Below are 15,957 nucleotides of genomic sequence, written 5' to 3' on the forward strand. Positions count from 1 at the left end.
GTCCCGTGTGCCCACCCGTCCCGCCCCAGCGGGACGATTGCCCACACGGCGGGTGGGAGGGGGCACCGCCCCGCCGGGCGCGCGGCCCACACGGGGCGGGTGCGGGCCCCACACGGGGCGGGGGCGAAGCCCCAGGCGAAGCGCACCGCCCCGCCGGGCGCGGGCCCCACACGGGGCGGGGCGGAGCCCCAGGCGGGTGCGGGCACCACACGGGGCGTGGCCGAAGCCCCGGGCGAAGCGCACCGCCCCGCACGGGCGCGGCCCCCACGGGCGGGGGCGAAGCCCCAGGCGGAGGGCGCCGCCCCGCTCAGCCGCGGGCCCGTGGCTGAGCGGTTGCTTAGAAAAGAGGCCCGCGTCACACCGTCAGGGCGGTGACCCGTGCGGTACGTACAGGTAACTTCCCTTTCAGTCCGCCCCCACCGCACCCTCATGGAGCCGTGATGCCCGAAGCCGTGATCGTCTCGACCGCCCGCTCCCCCATCGGCCGGGCCTTCAAGGGCTCGCTGAAGGACCTGCGGCCGGACGACCTGACCGCCACGATCATCCAGGCGGCCCTGGCGAAGGTGCCGGAGCTGGACCCGCGGGACATCGACGACCTGATGCTGGGCTGTGGTCTGCCCGGCGGTGAGCAGGGCAACAACCTGGGCCGCATCGTCGCCGTGCAGATGGGCATGGACCACCTGCCGGGCTGCACGATCACCCGGTACTGCTCCTCCTCCCTGCAGACCTCCCGCATGGCGCTGCACGCGATCAAGGCGGGCGAGGGCGACGTCTTCATCTCGGCCGGTGTCGAGATGGTGTCCCGCTTCGCCAAGGGCAACTCCGACTCGTGGCCGGACACGCACAACCCGCTGTTCGCCGAGGCCGAGGCCCGCACCAAGGCCGTCGCCGAGTCCGAGGGCTCGACCTGGCACGACCCGCGCGAGGACGGCCTCGTCCCCGACGCGTACATCGCGATGGGCCAGACCGCGGAGAACCTGGCCCGCTGGAAGGGCATCAGCCGCCAGGAGATGGACGAGTTCGGCGTACGGTCGCAGAACCTCGCCGAGCAGGCCATCAAGAACGGCTTCTGGGAGCGCGAGATCACCCCGGTGACGCTGCCCGACGGCACGGTCGTGTCGAAGGACGACGGCCCGCGCGCCGGCGTGACCCTGGAGGGCGTGCAGGGCCTCAAGCCCGTCTTCCGCCCCGACGGCCTCGTCACCGCCGGCAACTGCTGCCCGCTGAACGACGGCGCCGCCGCCCTCGTGATCATGTCGGACACCAAGGCCCGCGAGCTCGGCCTGACCCCGCTGGCCCGGATCGTCTCCACCGGCGTCTCCGGCCTCTCCCCCGAGATCATGGGCCTCGGCCCGGTCGAGGCCTCGAAGCAGGCCCTCAAGCGCGCCGGCCTGACCATCGGCGACATCGACCTCGCCGAGATCAACGAGGCCTTCGCCGCCCAGGTCATCCCGTCCTACCAGGACCTGGGCCTGGACCTGGACAAGGTGAACGTCAACGGCGGCGCCATCGCCGTCGGCCACCCCTTCGGCATGACCGGCGCCCGGATCACCGGCACGCTGATCAACAGCCTCCAGTTCCACGACAAGCAGTTCGGCCTGGAGACCATGTGCGTCGGCGGCGGCCAGGGCATGGCGATGGTCATCGAGCGACTGAGCTGAGCCGTAGCGGAGGGTAGGGGTCGCCTGAGGAACGAAGGCGGCACCTGCCCGCAGCGGTGGCGAGGCTCAGTGCGACCGGAGAAGCGAGCGACTGAGCTGAGCCGGAGCGGGACCCCCCGCTCTCCACGGACCGAGCGCGTCAACCGCACCGCGTCCGAGCCGTGACCGAATCTCCCCCAGGATGTGACCTATATCCCGGGGGAGATTGTTTTCCCAGGTCAGAGGCGTTTCAGGACTAAACGCCTGGCAGAAATACCTGTCCAATTCGTGACGTAATGCACTGACAGCGGGCACCGCCCCGGGACAAGCTGATGTAGGAAGTCGGGGGATCGACTCGGAATCGGGAGTACGTCAGTGAGCGCCATGTCTCTTGCCCTGCTGCTGACCACGGCCGCTGCCACGGCCGTGGGCGCTGCTGCCCTGCACGCCGTCCACGGTCTCCGCAAGGAGGTCAGCGCCCTGCGGGGCGAGCTGACCGCCGGGCACGGCGCCACGGTCCCCGCGGCCCGCGCCACGCCCGCCGCGGAGATACGGGCCGCGGTCGCCGAGGCGCTGGCCGAGGAGCGCGAGCGCGAGCTCGCCGAGGCGCGCGCCTTCTGGGCCGCGCAGGAGGCCCGTGACGCGGCCGACGCCCCGTCCCTGCTCGGCGGTCCGGTCGGCCCGGTCGACGAGGGCGCCTTCTTCGTGCCGCGCCAGGCCGACTTCGTGGGCCTGGAGGCGATGGCCCTGGAGGCCATGGAAGCGGAGGCCGCCGCGCTGGACGGCCCCGACCCGCTGGACGCCTTCGACACCTTCGACGAGTACCCCGAGGACTCGGCCGAGCTGGCCGCGGCCCGCCGCCGGCACCCCTCGCACCCGGACTTCGTGCCGGTGCAGACCCCGGTCGTCACCGACCACGAGCGGACGGTGGCCCGCCTGGAGGAGCTCGCGGACACCCGCACCGCGCTCACCGACGTCCGCCCGGGCCCGCTCGGCACCCTCGACGTGTACGTCTTCGCGGACGGCACCACGCTCTGTATGACCCCGGGCCACCGCGAGACCGCGGAGCGCCTCGCCGAGGCCCTGCGCTCGGGCCGCACCCCGGTCCTGCTCGGCGGCTCGGGCGTCTCGGGCGCCTTCGCCCTGACCTTCTCGTACGGCGACTCGGACGAGGAGAACGTCTACATCCTCGCGGACCGCGTCATCGCCTCCCTGTAAGCCCCCCAGGGGCTTCTACAGCCCCGAGCGCTCCACGGCCTCCCGCACCAGCCTCACGGCCTCGTCCAGTTCCCCCTCGTGGGAGCCGGCCGGGGCCGTTCGCAGGATCTCGGCCAGATCGTTCCCGGCGACGGCGACCTGGTCGCCGACCGCGAACAGGCCCGCGTCCGGCATGGTCCTCGGCTCCCGGTCCGGGTCCTCGGCGCGCTGGGCGCGGGCCGCCAGCTCCCTGGCGAGGGCCAGGCCCTCGGCCGCCGCGCCCTTCTGGAGGCGGCTGTGCGGGGCCGCCCGCAGCCGGTCGGCGAACCGCTCGACGGCGGCGGTCAACTCACTCGTATCGTGCACGCCGCGACCCTACGCGTCCGCCCGGCACCCTTGCCAACGGACCTGCCCTTCGGCACGGTGACGGGAAGGAGTACGAGGAGTGCACGGTACGAAGCGTCCGGAGGCGCCGATGTCCCAGACTTTCTCCGCGGAGACCCACCGCAACCTGATGGCCCGGATCCCCCGCCGCACCGGTCGTGAGATCTCCGACTGGATGCGCACCGTCGAGGAGGGCCCCTCCCTCCTCCGCTTCGAGGAGCGCGTCAGCTGGCTCCGCGGCGCGCACGAGCTGACGTACGGCTACGCGAAGGCGATCATCCACGAGTACGACCTGCGGCGGGCGGCCCGCAGGCTGCTCTGAGCCGCACCCCGGACACGCGGAAGGGCCCGCCCGGCGCGAAGCCGGACGGGCCCTTCGGGGTCGGTGCGCGACCCGTCAGTCGTCGCCCTGGAGGATCGACAGCAGACGCAGCATCTCCAGGTAGATCCACACCAGGGTCATGGTGAGACCGAAGGCGGCCAGCCAGGCCTCCTCGCGCGGCGCGCCGTAGGTCACGCCGTCCTCGACCTGCTTGAAGTCGAGGGCGAGGAAGCAGGCGCCCAGGATGATGCCGACGATGCCGAAGACGATGCCGAGGCCACCGCTGCGGAAGCCGAGGCCGTCACCACCGGCGAAGATCGAGAACAGCAGGTTGACCGCCATGAGGATCACGAAGCCCATCGCGGCGGCCATCACGAAGCCGTAGAAGCGGCGGGTGACGCGGATCCAGCCCATCTTGTAGGCGATGAGCACGCCGGCGAAGACCGCCATCGTGCCCAGGACCGCCTGGACGACCACGCCGTCGGCGATGTACGTCGAGACGGCGGCCGAGATGACGCCGAGGAAGACGCCCTCGAAGGCCGCGTAGGCCAGGATCAGCGCCGGCGACGGCTTGCGCTTGAAGGACTGCACCAGCGACAGGACCATGGCGACCAGGCCGGCGCCGATGGCGATGCCGTACGACTTGTTGAGGTTCGCCGGGTCGACCGGCAGCAGCAGCCAGGACAGGACGGCGGTGAGCACGACCGTGCCGAGCGTCATGGCCGTACGGCTCACGACGTCGTCGATCGTCATCACGTTGCCGCGGGCCTGCTGCGGGGCGCCGAGCTGGGTGTCCTGCGGGGCGTACGGGTTGGTCGCGTACGGGTTCGCCGCGCCCTGGGCGTACGGGTTGCCGGTGGCGTACGGGTTCGTTCCGACGGCGGGGCCCCCGGCCTGCGGCTGCTGCGCGTTGAAGCCCGCGTAGCCGGCGTCGCGGCTGAACCCCCGTCGCGAGAAGACCGGGTTGCTGCTCCTCATCTCACTCCTCCATGGCGGCCCGCACGGCGCGGGCCTTCGTCAAGAGTAATGCGTAGGCAAAAGAAACTCCCTAGTGCTCGGGGAGGATCTTTTCCCGTCATCTTTCGATCTTCGTCGGCGGCGGGCGGTCCCGCTCCGCCAGGCTCGCCCCGTCAGGAACCACCCCCTCCACGGGAGCGCCGATGACCACCGCACCGAACGCCGTCTGGACCCTGCGCAACGCGACCGCGTGGGTCTTCCTCGCGGGCGAGCACCTCACGAGGCCCGTGATCCTCGTCGGCGACTCCGGCACCGACCTCACCACCCTCACCGAGGCCGCCGACCACGACGCGTACCCGCTCCGCGCCGAGCTCCACGCGCGCGGGTACGACCTGATCCTGCTCGCCCTCTCCGAGGACGGCTCCATGACCGGCGACGGCGGCGCCGTCCAGAACACGGTCCTGCGCGCGGTCGCCGAGCGGTACGGCTCCGCCCCGCTCGCCGTCGGCGGCACCGGGCACGGCGCCCTCGCCGCCCGCTACGGCCTCGCGGCCATGGAGTACCAGGGGATCGACCACCGGACCTCGGTCCACTTCTCCCACGCCGGCGCCGCCCCCGAGCTGGAGGACGAGGCCGAGCTGGACCGGATGGGCGGGCGGCCGCGGCGGCCGCTCTTCCTGCGCATGGTCGACGGTGGCGCGGCCGACGGCCTGACCGACGGGGACGCCGACGAGACGATCACCGGCGAGGCGGGCGAGGCCGGCCCGCTCCTCTCCAAGGAGTACGGCTCCTGGCTGCTCGACCGCCTGCCGTCCTGACGAACCGTGGTGCCCGGAACCGGACTCGAACCGGTACGGCCCGAAGGCCAGCGAGGTTTAAGCTCGCCGTGTCTGCGTTCCACCATCCGGGCGTCGCCGCGAAGCTCCGCGTCGGCACATGAGCCTATCGGGACGCTTTCCCTCGATCAGCGGAACATCGGGCCGATGTTGTCTTATTTTATTGACGTCTGAGGGTGCGTCAGCGCAGGTGGGGGCCGTTTCGGCAAACTGTGACGGGGGTCGCAGGCGCAAAGCCGTACCCGCTGGAATGACGAAAAGTCGCCGCAGGTCTGTCACCTCCACCCGGTGGATCGTGTCAGGGGTCCTGTCATCCCAAAGGAGGAGGGACCGGACCCCTGGTCCGACTGGAGGCTGCCCCCGGAACGGGCACGTGGACTGACGTCGAGCGCGTGAACGTTCGACACGATGAAGGGGTTCCCGCATCGCAGTCCCAGTGACAGGAGTCCTCCCGTGACCACCACCCCCACCGTGTCCCGTGCCACCGCGGTGGCCGCCCGCGCCACGGACCTCTCGAAGGTCTACGGCCATGGCGAGACCCAGGTGGTCGCGCTCGACCGGGTCAGCGTGGACTTCCGCCAGGGCGAGTTCACCGCGATCATGGGCCCCTCCGGCTCCGGCAAGTCGACGCTGATGCACTGCGTCGCCGGCCTGGACTCCTTCTCCTCCGGCTCGGTCCGGATCGGCGAGACGGAGCTCTCCACCCTGAAGGACAAGCAGCTCACCCAGCTGCGCCGGGACAAGATCGGCTTCATCTTCCAGGCCTTCAACCTGCTGCCGACGCTGACGGCCCTGGAGAACATCACGCTGCCGATGGACATCGCGGGCCGCAAGGCCGACAAGCAGTGGGTGCAGCAGGTCATCGACATGCTCGGCCTCTCCGGCCGGCTCAGCCACCGCCCCTCCGAGCTCTCCGGCGGCCAGCAGCAGCGCGTGGCCGTGGCCCGCGCCCTCGCCTCCCGCCCCGAGATCATCTTCGGCGACGAGCCGACCGGAAACCTGGACTCCCGCTCGGGCGCCGAGGTCCTCGGCTTCCTGCGCAACTCGGTGCGCGAGCTGGGCCAGACCGTCGTCATGGTCACCCACGACGCGATGGCCGCCTCCTACGCGGACCGCGTGATCTTCCTCGCGGACGGCCGGATCGTCGACGAGATGCTGCGCCCGACGGCGGACGGCGTCCTCGACCGCATGAAGGCCTTCGACGCCAAGGGCCGTACGAGCTGACGCGGCCCCGAGCCGCTCCCGCCCTCCGCCTTCTCGAACTTCAGGACCCCGCCATGTTCCGTACCGCCCTGCGCAACGTGCTCGCGCACAAGGCGCGGCTGCTGATGACCGTCCTCGCCGTGATGCTCGGCGTGGCCTTCGTCTCCGGCACCCTCGTCTTCACCGACACCCTCTCCCAGGCCTTCCGCAACCAGTCGGCCAAGAGCTACGACGACGTGGCCGTCGCCGTCAGCCTCCGGCCGAACCCGGAGGAGGCCGTCAAGAACCCCGGCCTCTCCCAGCGGACCGTCGACGAGGTCGCGAAGCTCGACGGCGTCACCGCCGTCGCCCCCCGCGTCGACGGCTTCGCCGGCGTGCCCGACAAGAACGGGAAGCTGATCGGCGCCGGCTGGTCCAACAAGGGCACCAACTTCGCCCCCGGCAAGGACGGCAAGGACCCGGCCCTCGCCTTCACCGCCGGGACCGGCCCGGTCGCGGCCGATCAGGTCGCCCTCGACAAGGACACCGCCGACAAGGGCGGCTACGAGGTCGGCGACCGGGTGCGGGTCGCCACCAACGGCCCGGTGAAGGAGTTCACCCTCTCCGGCGTCTTCACCACCGAGGACGGTGCCGTCAACGCGGGCGGCAGCCTCGTCGTCTTCGACGCGCCGGTCGCCCAGAAGCTCTACCTGAAGCCCGGCTACTACTCGGACATGAACGTCACGGCGGCCCCCGGCGCCGACGCCGAGAAGCTCCGCGACGAGGTCCTGAAGGTCGTCCCGAAGGCCGCCACCGCCCAGACCGGCCAGGCCCTCGCCGACGAGCAGGCCAAGCAGATCGAGGACGGCCTCGGCGCCCTCAACCAGGTCCTCCTGGGCTTCGCCGGCATCGCGCTCTTCGTCGGCATCTTCCTGATCTCCAACACCTTCACGATGCTGGTCGCCCAGCGCACCAAGGAACTGGCCCTGATGCGCGCGGTCGGCGCCTCGCGCCGGCAGATCACCCGCTCCGTCCTGGCCGAGGCCGGCATCGTCGGCCTGCTCGCCTCCACCGTCGGATACGTCCTCGGCATCGGGCTCGCCGTGGCCCTGCGCTCCGGCATGGCCGCCTTCGACATGAAGGTCCCGGACGGCGACCTGGTCCTCGGCGCCACCCCGGCCGTGGCCGCCTTCGGCGTCGGCGTCGTCATCACCACGCTGGCCGCCTGGCTGCCCGGCCGCCGGGCCGCGAAGATCCCGCCGGTCGCCGCGATGAACAGCGTCCACGCGACGCCCAACGCCAAGTCGCTGGTCGTACGGAACTCGATCGGCGCCGCGATCACCGCGATCGGCGCCGTCCTCATCGTGCTCGGCGCGAACGCCGGCGGCGACGAGGGCCGCATGACCATCGCGGGCGGCGCCTTCGCCACCCTCATCGGCGTCATCATCCTCATCCCGTTCCTCGTCCGGCCCGTGATCGCCCTGATCCGTCCCCTCTTCGAGATGCTCTTCGGGATCTCCGGAAAGCTCGCCGGCCTCAACGCGGTCCGCAACCCGCGCCGCACCGGCGCCACCGGCTCCGCGCTCGCCATCGGCCTCACCCTGGTCACCGGCCTCTCGGTCATCGGCGTCAGCGCCGGCCAGGCCCTGGACAAGATGACCGTCGACCAGATCAAGGCCGACTACATGGTCACCATGGCCAGCGGCGGCGGTCTGTCGCACGAGGCCCTGACGGCCCTGGAGAAGGCCCCGGGCGTCACCGCCGTCTCCCCGCAGCAGGCGGGCGCCTTCGACCTCAAGGGCACGTACGTCTCCGCCTCCGGCGTCACCCCCGGCGACATCGGGAAGGTCCTCAAGGTCGAGGTCGTGAACGGTTCGCTGGCGTCCCTCGGCGAGGGGAAGATCGCCGTCGCGGAGAAGACGGCCAAGAGCCGCGGTCTGAAGGTCGGCTCCGGCGTCCCGGTCGAGTACGTGGACAAGAAGAAGGACACGCTGGCCGTCGGCGCGATCTACCAGGACAGCGAGTTCCTCTCCCCCGTCCTCGTGGACGCGAAGATCCTCGACGCGCACGACCCGCAGCCGTACATCCCGCAGATCTTCGTCTCCACCGACGGCGGCCCGAGCGACGCGAACGAGCGGGCGCTGGCCAAGGCCATGGGCGACAACCCGGCCATCACCGTCCTGGACCAGAAGGACATCCGCGACACCTTCGGCGGGCAGATCAACCTGCTCCTGAACATCATGTACGGCCTGCTCGCGATGGCCCTGGTCATCGCCGTCCTCGGTGTCGTCAACACCCTCGCGATGTCCGTCTTCGAGCGGCAGCAGGAGATCGGCATGATCCGGGCGATCGGTCTCGACCGGCGCCGGGTGAAGCGGATGGTCCGTCTGGAGGCCGTGGTCATCTCGGTGTTCGGCGCGGTCGTCGGCATCGGCCTCGGCACCTTCCTCGCCTGGGCCCTCGGCAAGACCTTCGAGAGCAGCCTGCCGGGCTACGGCCTGGTCGTGCCCTGGGACCGCGTCGGCCTCTTCGTGGTCCTGGCCGCCCTGGTCGGCGTCCTCGCCTCCCTGTGGCCGGCCCGGAGCGCGGCGAAGCTGAACATGCTCTCCGCCATCAAGGCCGAGTAGCACGGATGCGCGAAGGGCCGGTCTCCCCGTCGGGGAGGCCGGCCCTTCGTCGTTCCACCGGAACGTCACTCCTGCCAGACGCGCGGCCGCAGCGCCGTCCCGCTCACCCCGGACACCGGGGTCTTCACCGCCAGGAACTGGTTCACGCCGATCCGGTTGCGTTCGAAGGAGACCGCCGAGGCCGCCATGTAGAGCCGCCAGATCCGGGCCCGGCCGGGCGAGGTGAGCCGTACCGCCCGGTCCCAGTCGGCCTCCAGGTTCGCCACCCAGCGGCGCAGCGTGAGGGCGTAGTGCTCGCGGATCGCCTCCACGTCCCGCACCTCGAAGCCGGCGTCCTCCAGGGTCGTCAGGGTGCGTCCCATGGGGGCGAGTTCGCCGTCGGGGAAGACGTACGCGTCGATGAAGACGTCGATCTCGTAGGCCTCCTCGTCGGGTTCGGGGCGCCGGGAGATCTGGTGGTTGAGGAGCCGCCCGCCGGGCTTGAGGAGGCCGTACAGGGTGTCGGCGTACTCCCGGTACTTCACGGTGCCGACGTGCTCGGCCATGCCGATCGAGGAGATCGCGTCGTACGGGCCGTCGGGGACGTCCCGGTAGTCCTGGACGCGGATCTCGATCAGGTCGGTGAGGCCCTCGTCGGCGATCCGCTTGCGGGCGTAGGCGGCCTGTTCGCGGGAGAGGGTGATGCCGACGACCCGGGCGCCGTACTCGCGGGCGGCGTGGATGGCCATGGAGCCCCAGCCGCAGCCCACGTCGAGGAGCCGGTCGCCCTCCTTGAGGTTCAGCTTGCGGGCGATGAGGTCCAGCTTGTCGCGCTGGGCGTCCTCCAGGGTGCCGTTCTCGGTCCAGTACGCGCACGAGTAGACCATCGAGGGTCCGAGGACCAGTTCGTAGAAGTCGTTGCCCACGTCGTAGTGGTGACTGATCGCCTGCTTGTCGCGGCGCCTGCTGTGCCGGCTGCCGCTGCGGCCGCGCATCTCCTCGGCCGGGGGCCGCGGCGGCGGCAGGGGACCGGCGAGCAGCAGCAGTTCGCGGGCGGCGGCCCGGAGCTTCGGGTCGCGTGCGGAGTCGAGCAGGCTCCTGGTCTCCTCGCCGCGCTCCCACAGGAGGCCCGAGAGCCGGTCCAGGAGGGCGTAGAGATCTCCCTCGACGTCGATCTCGCCGGCCACCCAGGCGCGGGCCAGGCCCAGTTCGCCGGGTTTCCAGATCATCCTGCGCAGGGCCCGGCGGTCGCGGACGATCAGGACGGGGCCGCCCTCAGGTCCGGCCTCACTGCCGTCCCAGGCTCGCAGGCGGACCGGGAGCGGTCCTCCGAGGAGTTCCTCGGCGAGAGTCGTCAGCCGCGACGCGGCGTCGGCCATGGTGCACACCTCCGTGATCTCATGCCCCAGAAATGCTCGTCACCAAGGGAACACCGTACGTAGGCGTTTCCAGTCCCGCCGCCGCGCAACAAGTCGGCAAAACACGCGAAGGGCCGTCCGCACCACGGATGGCGGACGGCCCTTTTACGGCCTTGCGTGTTACTGCTGTCGTCGCAGGGGTCTTACGAGGCCTTGGCCTTCTCCTGCGCCGGGGCGGCCGGCGCCGGGGCGGGCTTGGCCGCCTCGTAGAACTCCTCGCGCGGCGTCTCCATGGCACCGAGCGACACGACCTCGCGCTTGAGGAACATGCCGAGGGTCCAGTCGGCGAAGACGCGGATCTTGCGGTTGAAGGTCGGCATCGCCATGCCGTGGTAGCCACGGTGCATGTACCAGGCGAGACGGCCCTTGAGCTTGATCTTCATCTTGCCCATGACGATCATCGCGACGCCCTTGTGCAGGCCGAGGCCAGCCACCGCGCCCTTGTTGGCGTGGCTGTACTCCTTCTGCGGGAAGCCGCGCATACCGGCCACCACGTTGTCGCCGAGGACCTTGGCCTGGCGCAGGGCGTGCTGGGCGTTCGGCGGGCACCAGGCGCGCTCGCGCGGGACGCCGGCCTTGATCGCGGCCATGTCCGGGACCTGGGCGTTGTCGCCCGCGGCCCAGACGTAGTCCATGCCGTTGACCTGGAGCTTCTCGTTGCAGTCCACGTGGCCGCGGGGGCCGAGCGGCAGACCGAAGCGGGAGAGCGCCGGGTTCGGCTTCACACCGGCGGTCCAGACGATCGTGTTGGAGTCGACCTCGAGGCCGTTCTTCAGCACGACGTGGCCGTCGACGCAGGAGTCCATGGAGGTCTCGAGGTAGATCTCGATGCCGCGGGACTCCAGGTGCTCCTTGCCGTACTGGCCGAGCTTCGGGCCGACCTCGGGAAGGATCTTGTCGGCCGCGTCGACCAGGACGAAGCGCATGTCCTCGCGGGACACGTTCGTGTAGTACTTCGCGGCGTCGCGGGCCATGTCCTCGACCTCGCCGATCGTCTCGGCGCCGGCGAAGCCACCGCCGACGAAGACGAAGGTCAGCGCCTTGCGGCGGACCTCCTCGTCGGTGGTCGAGTCGGCCTTGTCGAGCTGCTCGAGGACGTGGTTGCGCAGGCCGATGGCCTCCTCGATGCCCTTCATGCCGATGCCCTGCTCGGCGAGGCCGGGGATCGGGAAGGTGCGGGAGACCGCGCCCATCGAGATGACCAGGTAGTCGAACGGCAGCTCGTACGCCTCGCCGACGAGCGGCGCGATCGTGGCGACCTTGCGGTCCTGGTCGATGGTGGTGACCCGGCCGGTGAGCACCTCCGCTCCGCGGACGACGCGTCGCAGCGGGACGACGACGTGACGCGGCGAGATGCTGCCGGCGGCGGCTTCGGGCAGGAAGGGCTGGTAGGTCATGTACGACCGCGGGTCGACGACCGTGACGGTCGCCTCCGCGTAGCGCATCTTCTTGAGGATGCGCCGAGCTGCGTACAGGCCTACGTACCCGCCGCCTACTACGAGGATCCTGGGACGCTCCGTGGTGCTCATGGGATCGAGTATCCACCCCGCCCGAGGGGGGTGCTCGTGCGCCCCTTCACAAGGTTCGGAGACACCTCTGCTACACTCCGCCGCCCACGTGATCCATGTCATGGTGTTGCAAAGGAACCAGGGTGCAAGGGCGAACGTTGTTCACCCCTTGTGAACTGGCCTGGAGAGGGCCTGTTCACGTCGGCGCGCACGGTGCGTTCACACGATGGAAACAGCGAGCGAAGTAGCCCTCGCACCTGCGAAAGGGCCCTGAGACGCCCCTCGGAGGGCCTAAAGACCTTCCTCCGGCGCCATCAGGGCCCTTTTCCTTGTGAAGAACTTCACGAACTTCTATCGAAAGACCCTCCCGGGAGGGCTCGATAGTCGCCCGCTATGCCACGGATAGGGCGATCCCATCGAGAATGTCGTGCTCGCTGACGACGACCTCGCGGGCCCCGACGCGCTCCACGATCTCCCGCAGGACGAGGGCGCCGGCGATGATCACGTCGACCCGACCGGGGTGGATGACGGGGATCGCGGCCCGCTCGTCGTGGGTGGAGGCGAGGAGGCGGTCGGTCACCTCGGCGACCTGCGCGGCGGAGATCCGGGAGTGGTGGACCTTCTCGGAGTCGTACTCGGGGAGCCCGAGGGCGATCGCGGCGACCGTGGTGACGGAGCCGGCGAGCCCGACGAGGGTCTCGGCCGCGTCGATCGGGACGGTCTCGGCGGCCAGGTCGAGCGCGGCGCGGACGTCGGCGCGGATCGCGGCGACCTCCTCGGCGGTCGGCGGGTCGTGGCGGACGTGCCGCTCGGTGAGCCGGACGCAGCCGATGTCGACGGAGCGGGCGGCCTCGACGTGCTTGTTGCCGACGACGAACTCCGTCGAGCCGCCGCCGATGTCGACGACCAGGCGGCGGTCGTCCCCGTGCAGCTCGCCGGTGGCGCCGGTGAAGGAGAACTCGGCCTCCTGGTCGCCGGTGATGACCTCGGGCTCCACGCCCAGGATCTCCACGACCCCGTTCACGAAGTCCTCGCGGTTCTCGGCGTCGCGGGAGGCCGAGGTGGCGACGAAGCGGAGCCGCTCGGCGCCGACCCCGAACTCCCTGATGACCTCGGCGTACTCGCGGCAGGCCGCGAAGGTCCGCTCCAGGGCCTCGGGGGCGAGCCGGCCCGTCTTGTCGACGCCCTGCCCGAGCCGGACGATCGTCATCCGCCGGTCCAGCTCGATCAGCTCGCCCGTGTCCGGGTGGAGGTCGGCGACGAGGAGGCGGATGGAGTTCGTACCGCAGTCGATTCCGGCGACCCGGGTCATTCGGAGGACTTCCCTTCGTCGGTGCACGGGTTCACGCACGGGCCCTTCGCCCACCACTCCGGCAGCATCGCGAGCGCCTCGTCGCCGAAGGGGTTCACGCCCGGTCCCGCGGCCAGCGAGTGGCCGACGAGGACGTGCAGGCACTTGACCCGGTCCGGCATGCCGCCGGCGCTCGGGAAGCCCTCCAGGACCTCGATGGCGTCGCGGCGGGCGATGTAGTCCTCGTGCGCGGCCCGGTAGGCGGCGGCGAGCTCCGGGTCGGTGGCGAGCCGGGCCTGCATCTCCTTCATGACCCCGTTGGCCTCCAGGGTGCCGATGGCCGAGGCCGCCCGGGGGCAGGTCAGGTAGTACGTGGTCGGGAACGGCGTGCCGTCGGGGAGCCGGGGCGCGGTCTCGACGACGTCGGGGTTGCCGCACGGGCAGCGGTGCGCGATGGCGCGCAGGCCGCGGGGCGGGCGGCCGAGCTGGAGCTCGAAGGCGGCGATGTCCTTCTCGGTGGGCTCGGTGCGTTCGGTCTGCGGAGGGGGCGTTTCCATGTCTGCCTTGATTCGTGTGTCGCGGAGGAGGGGTCAGGGGCGGTCGGCGTGGTCGACGCCGTCCCAGAGGTTGTCGTACCAGGGGCGGTCCTCCGCGCCCTGGTCGGCGCGGGGCCGCTGCTCCGCGTCGGGGTCGTCCACGGTGAAGCCGGTCTCGCCGGGGAGCAGGTAGTGCAGGTGCTCGCGGGCGAGGCGGCGGACGTAGGCCGGGTCCTGGAGGCGGGCCTTCTCGTCCTTCAGTTCCTCGACCCGCCGGGCGGCCTCGGCGGCCCGGCGCTCCTGTTCGGCGATCTCGCCCTGCTGGGAGACGTAGCTCCGCATCGGGTAGGCGAGCGCCACGACGAGGGAGCAGACCACGAGGGCGAGGAAGGCCGCGCGGCCGGTGAGCCGGGAGCGGCGGGCCTGGCGGCGGGTCTGGGAGCGGTAGACACGGGCGGCTGTCTGCTCGCCGAGCAGTCTGATCCGGGTCGCGGTCGAGAACCGGTCCCGGTCCTTCGCGGCCATGTCGTGTCGCCTCCCCTGTTCACGCGGACGTCCCCGCACACGGTACGGGACCGAGTGCGGGGACGTACGGAGGCTGCTTCAGCGAGAAGCTCAGCCCTTGAAGCGCGGGAAGGCGCTGCGGCCGGCGTAGACCGCGGCGTCGTCGAGGATCTCCTCGATGCGCAGGAGCTGGTTGTACTTGGCGACGCGCTCGGAGCGGGCCGGGGCGCCGGTCTTGATCTGGCCGCAGTTGGTGGCGACGGCGAGGTCGGCGATGGTGACGTCCTCGGTCTCGCCGGAGCGGTGCGACATCATGCACTTGAAGCCGTTGCGCTGGGCGAGCTCGACGGCGTCCAGGGTCTCGGTCAGCGAGCCGATCTGGTTGACCTTGACCAGGAGGGCGTTGGCGGTGCCCTCCTCGATGCCGCGGGCGAGGCGCTCCGGGTTGGTGACGAACAGGTCGTCGCCGACGAGCTGGACCTTGGAGCCGAGCTTGTCGGTGATGACCTTCCAGCCGGCCCAGTCGTCCTCGAACAGCGGGTCCTCGATGGAGACGAGCGGGTACGCGGAGACGAGCTCCTCGTAGTACTCGGTCATCTCGGCGGCCGAGCGGGACTTGCCCTCGAACTCGTACTTGCCGTCCTTGTAGAACTCGGACGCGGCGACGTCGAGCGCGAGCGCGATGTCCTTGCCCGGGACGTAACCGGCCTGCTTGATGGCCTCCAGGATGAGGTCGAGCGCCTCGCGGTTGGAGTCCAGGTTCGGGGCGAAGCCGCCCTCGTCGCCGAGGCCGGTGGAGAGGCCCTTGCCCTTCAGGACGGCCTTGAGGGTGTGGTAGACCTCGGTGCCCCAGCGGAGGGCCTCGGAGAAGGACTCCGCGCCGATCGGGGCGATCATGAACTCCTGGATGTCGACGTTGGAGTCGGCGTGCGACCCACCGTTGAGGATGTTCATCATCGGAACGGGCAGCAGGTGCGCGTTCGGGCCGCCCAGGTAGCGGAAGAGCGGGAGGTCGCTGGCCTCGGAGGCGGCGTGCGCGACGGCGAGGGAGACGCCGAGGATGGCGTTGGCGCCGAGCGAGCCCTTGTTCTCCGTGGCGTCCAGGTCGAACATGGCCTGGTCGATCAGGCGCTGCTCGGTGGCGTCGTAGCCGACGAGCTCCGGTCCGATCTGCTCGATGACGGCGAGGACGGCCTTCTCGACACCCTTGCCCTGGTAGCGGTTCGGGTCACCGTCGCGAAGCTCGATGGCCTCGAACGCACCGGTGGAGGCGCCGGACGGGACAGCAGCACGGCCGGTGCTGCCGTCGTCGAGGCCGACCTCGACCTCGACCGTGGGGTTGCCTCGGGAGTCCAGGATTTCCCGGGCTACGACGACGTCGATGGACGGCACGAGCATCTCCTTCTGGGATGTGACGCTGGATGTGACGCAAGGTCGATGCAGGGTCGCTTGGCCTTGCGACAAGAGCCTAACCGGCGCGGGGGCTCCGGCCCGCCGCGCGCCCGCCCCCTGGGACGAAAAAGGACCCAAGGGCACGCATCACGGGACGAAGGCCACCGAATCTACTGGACAGTAA

At 70.8% G+C, this 15,957-nt stretch carries 14 protein-coding genes and 1 tRNA gene; 6 read left to right on the forward strand and 9 right to left on the reverse strand.

Going from position 1 to position 15,957, the window contains the following annotated elements; translation table 11 throughout:
* Positions 1-440: 440 nt before the first annotated feature.
* Positions 441-1,661: an acetyl-CoA C-acetyltransferase gene (locus tag ACH4TP_RS20440; protein ID WP_389227993.1), complete on the forward strand. Its 1,221-nt coding sequence runs from the start codon at positions 441-443 to the stop codon at positions 1,659-1,661.
* A gap of 363 nt (positions 1,662-2,024) precedes the next feature.
* Positions 2,025-2,858: a hypothetical protein gene (locus tag ACH4TP_RS20445; RefSeq protein ID WP_398187877.1), complete on the forward strand. Its 834-nt coding sequence runs from the start codon at positions 2,025-2,027 to the stop codon at positions 2,856-2,858.
* 15 nt (positions 2,859-2,873) lie between these two features.
* On the opposite strand, the gene ACH4TP_RS20450 is transcribed toward ACH4TP_RS20445, so the two are convergent.
* Positions 2,874-3,203: a hypothetical protein gene (locus ACH4TP_RS20450; RefSeq protein ID WP_389227987.1), complete on the reverse strand. Its 330-nt coding sequence runs from the start codon at positions 3,201-3,203 to the stop codon at positions 2,874-2,876.
* Positions 3,204-3,312: 109 nt separating this feature from the next.
* Between ACH4TP_RS20450 and ACH4TP_RS20455 the strand changes: the two genes are divergently transcribed.
* A complete protein-coding gene (locus ACH4TP_RS20455) occupies positions 3,313-3,543 on the forward strand; it encodes a DUF4287 domain-containing protein (protein ID WP_389227984.1) in 231 nt (76 codons plus the stop codon).
* Between the two features lie 75 nt (positions 3,544-3,618).
* On the opposite strand, the gene ACH4TP_RS20460 is transcribed toward ACH4TP_RS20455, so the two are convergent.
* A complete protein-coding gene (locus tag ACH4TP_RS20460) occupies positions 3,619-4,521 on the reverse strand; it encodes a Bax inhibitor-1/YccA family protein (RefSeq protein WP_398187883.1) in 903 nt (300 codons plus the stop codon).
* Positions 4,522-4,703: 182 nt separating this feature from the next.
* Between ACH4TP_RS20460 and ACH4TP_RS20465 the strand changes: the two genes are divergently transcribed.
* Positions 4,704-5,318 (forward strand): hypothetical protein, encoded by a 615-nt coding sequence (locus ACH4TP_RS20465; RefSeq protein ID WP_389227978.1) that lies wholly within the window; start codon positions 4,704-4,706, stop codon positions 5,316-5,318.
* A gap of 7 nt (positions 5,319-5,325) precedes the next feature.
* On the opposite strand, the gene ACH4TP_RS20470 is transcribed toward ACH4TP_RS20465, so the two are convergent.
* Positions 5,326-5,410 (reverse strand) — tRNA-Leu (locus ACH4TP_RS20470).
* A 379-nt stretch (positions 5,411-5,789) separates the two neighbouring features.
* Here ACH4TP_RS20470 and ACH4TP_RS20475 point away from each other — a divergent pair.
* The gene (locus tag ACH4TP_RS20475; RefSeq protein ID WP_389227975.1) at positions 5,790-6,560 is read left to right on the forward strand and encodes an ABC transporter ATP-binding protein; all 771 of its coding nucleotides are present in this window, start codon (positions 5,790-5,792) and stop codon (positions 6,558-6,560) included.
* 53 nt (positions 6,561-6,613) lie between these two features.
* Positions 6,614-9,145: an ABC transporter permease gene (locus tag ACH4TP_RS20480; protein WP_398438728.1), complete on the forward strand. Its 2,532-nt coding sequence runs from the start codon at positions 6,614-6,616 to the stop codon at positions 9,143-9,145.
* Positions 9,146-9,210: 65 nt separating this feature from the next.
* Here ACH4TP_RS20480 and ACH4TP_RS20485 read toward each other — a convergent pair whose 3' ends face one another.
* The 6 genes from ACH4TP_RS20485 to eno all read right to left on the reverse strand — a co-directional run bounded on the left by ACH4TP_RS20485 (position 9,211) and on the right by eno (position 15,779).
* The gene (locus tag ACH4TP_RS20485; RefSeq protein WP_398438729.1) at positions 9,211-10,503 is read right to left on the reverse strand and encodes a class I SAM-dependent methyltransferase; all 1,293 of its coding nucleotides are present in this window, start codon (positions 10,501-10,503) and stop codon (positions 9,211-9,213) included.
* Between the two features lie 182 nt (positions 10,504-10,685).
* Positions 10,686-12,071, reverse strand: coding sequence for an NAD(P)/FAD-dependent oxidoreductase (locus ACH4TP_RS20490; protein ID WP_389227966.1), 1,386 nt, complete (start codon positions 12,069-12,071; stop codon positions 10,686-10,688).
* Between the two features lie 370 nt (positions 12,072-12,441).
* Positions 12,442-13,362 (reverse strand): exopolyphosphatase, encoded by a 921-nt coding sequence (locus ACH4TP_RS20495; RefSeq protein WP_389227963.1) that lies wholly within the window; start codon positions 13,360-13,362, stop codon positions 12,442-12,444.
* A complete protein-coding gene (locus ACH4TP_RS20500; protein WP_093875752.1) occupies positions 13,359-13,898 on the reverse strand; it encodes a DUF501 domain-containing protein in 540 nt (179 codons plus the stop codon). Before ACH4TP_RS20500 ends, ACH4TP_RS20495 begins: the two co-directional genes overlap by 4 nt.
* A 33-nt stretch (positions 13,899-13,931) precedes the next feature.
* Complete coding sequence (locus tag ACH4TP_RS20505) at positions 13,932-14,402, reverse strand: septum formation initiator family protein (RefSeq protein ID WP_389227960.1); 471 nt, start codon at positions 14,400-14,402, stop codon at positions 13,932-13,934.
* A 90-nt stretch (positions 14,403-14,492) separates the two neighbouring features.
* Complete coding sequence (eno, locus tag ACH4TP_RS20510; RefSeq protein WP_388862385.1) at positions 14,493-15,779, reverse strand: phosphopyruvate hydratase; 1,287 nt, start codon at positions 15,777-15,779, stop codon at positions 14,493-14,495.
* Between the last annotated feature and the right edge of the window lie 178 nt (positions 15,780-15,957).

It is taken from the genome of Streptomyces sp. NPDC021012, from assembly GCF_044333355.1.
Taxonomy (GTDB): domain Bacteria; phylum Actinomycetota; class Actinomycetes; order Streptomycetales; family Streptomycetaceae; genus Streptomyces.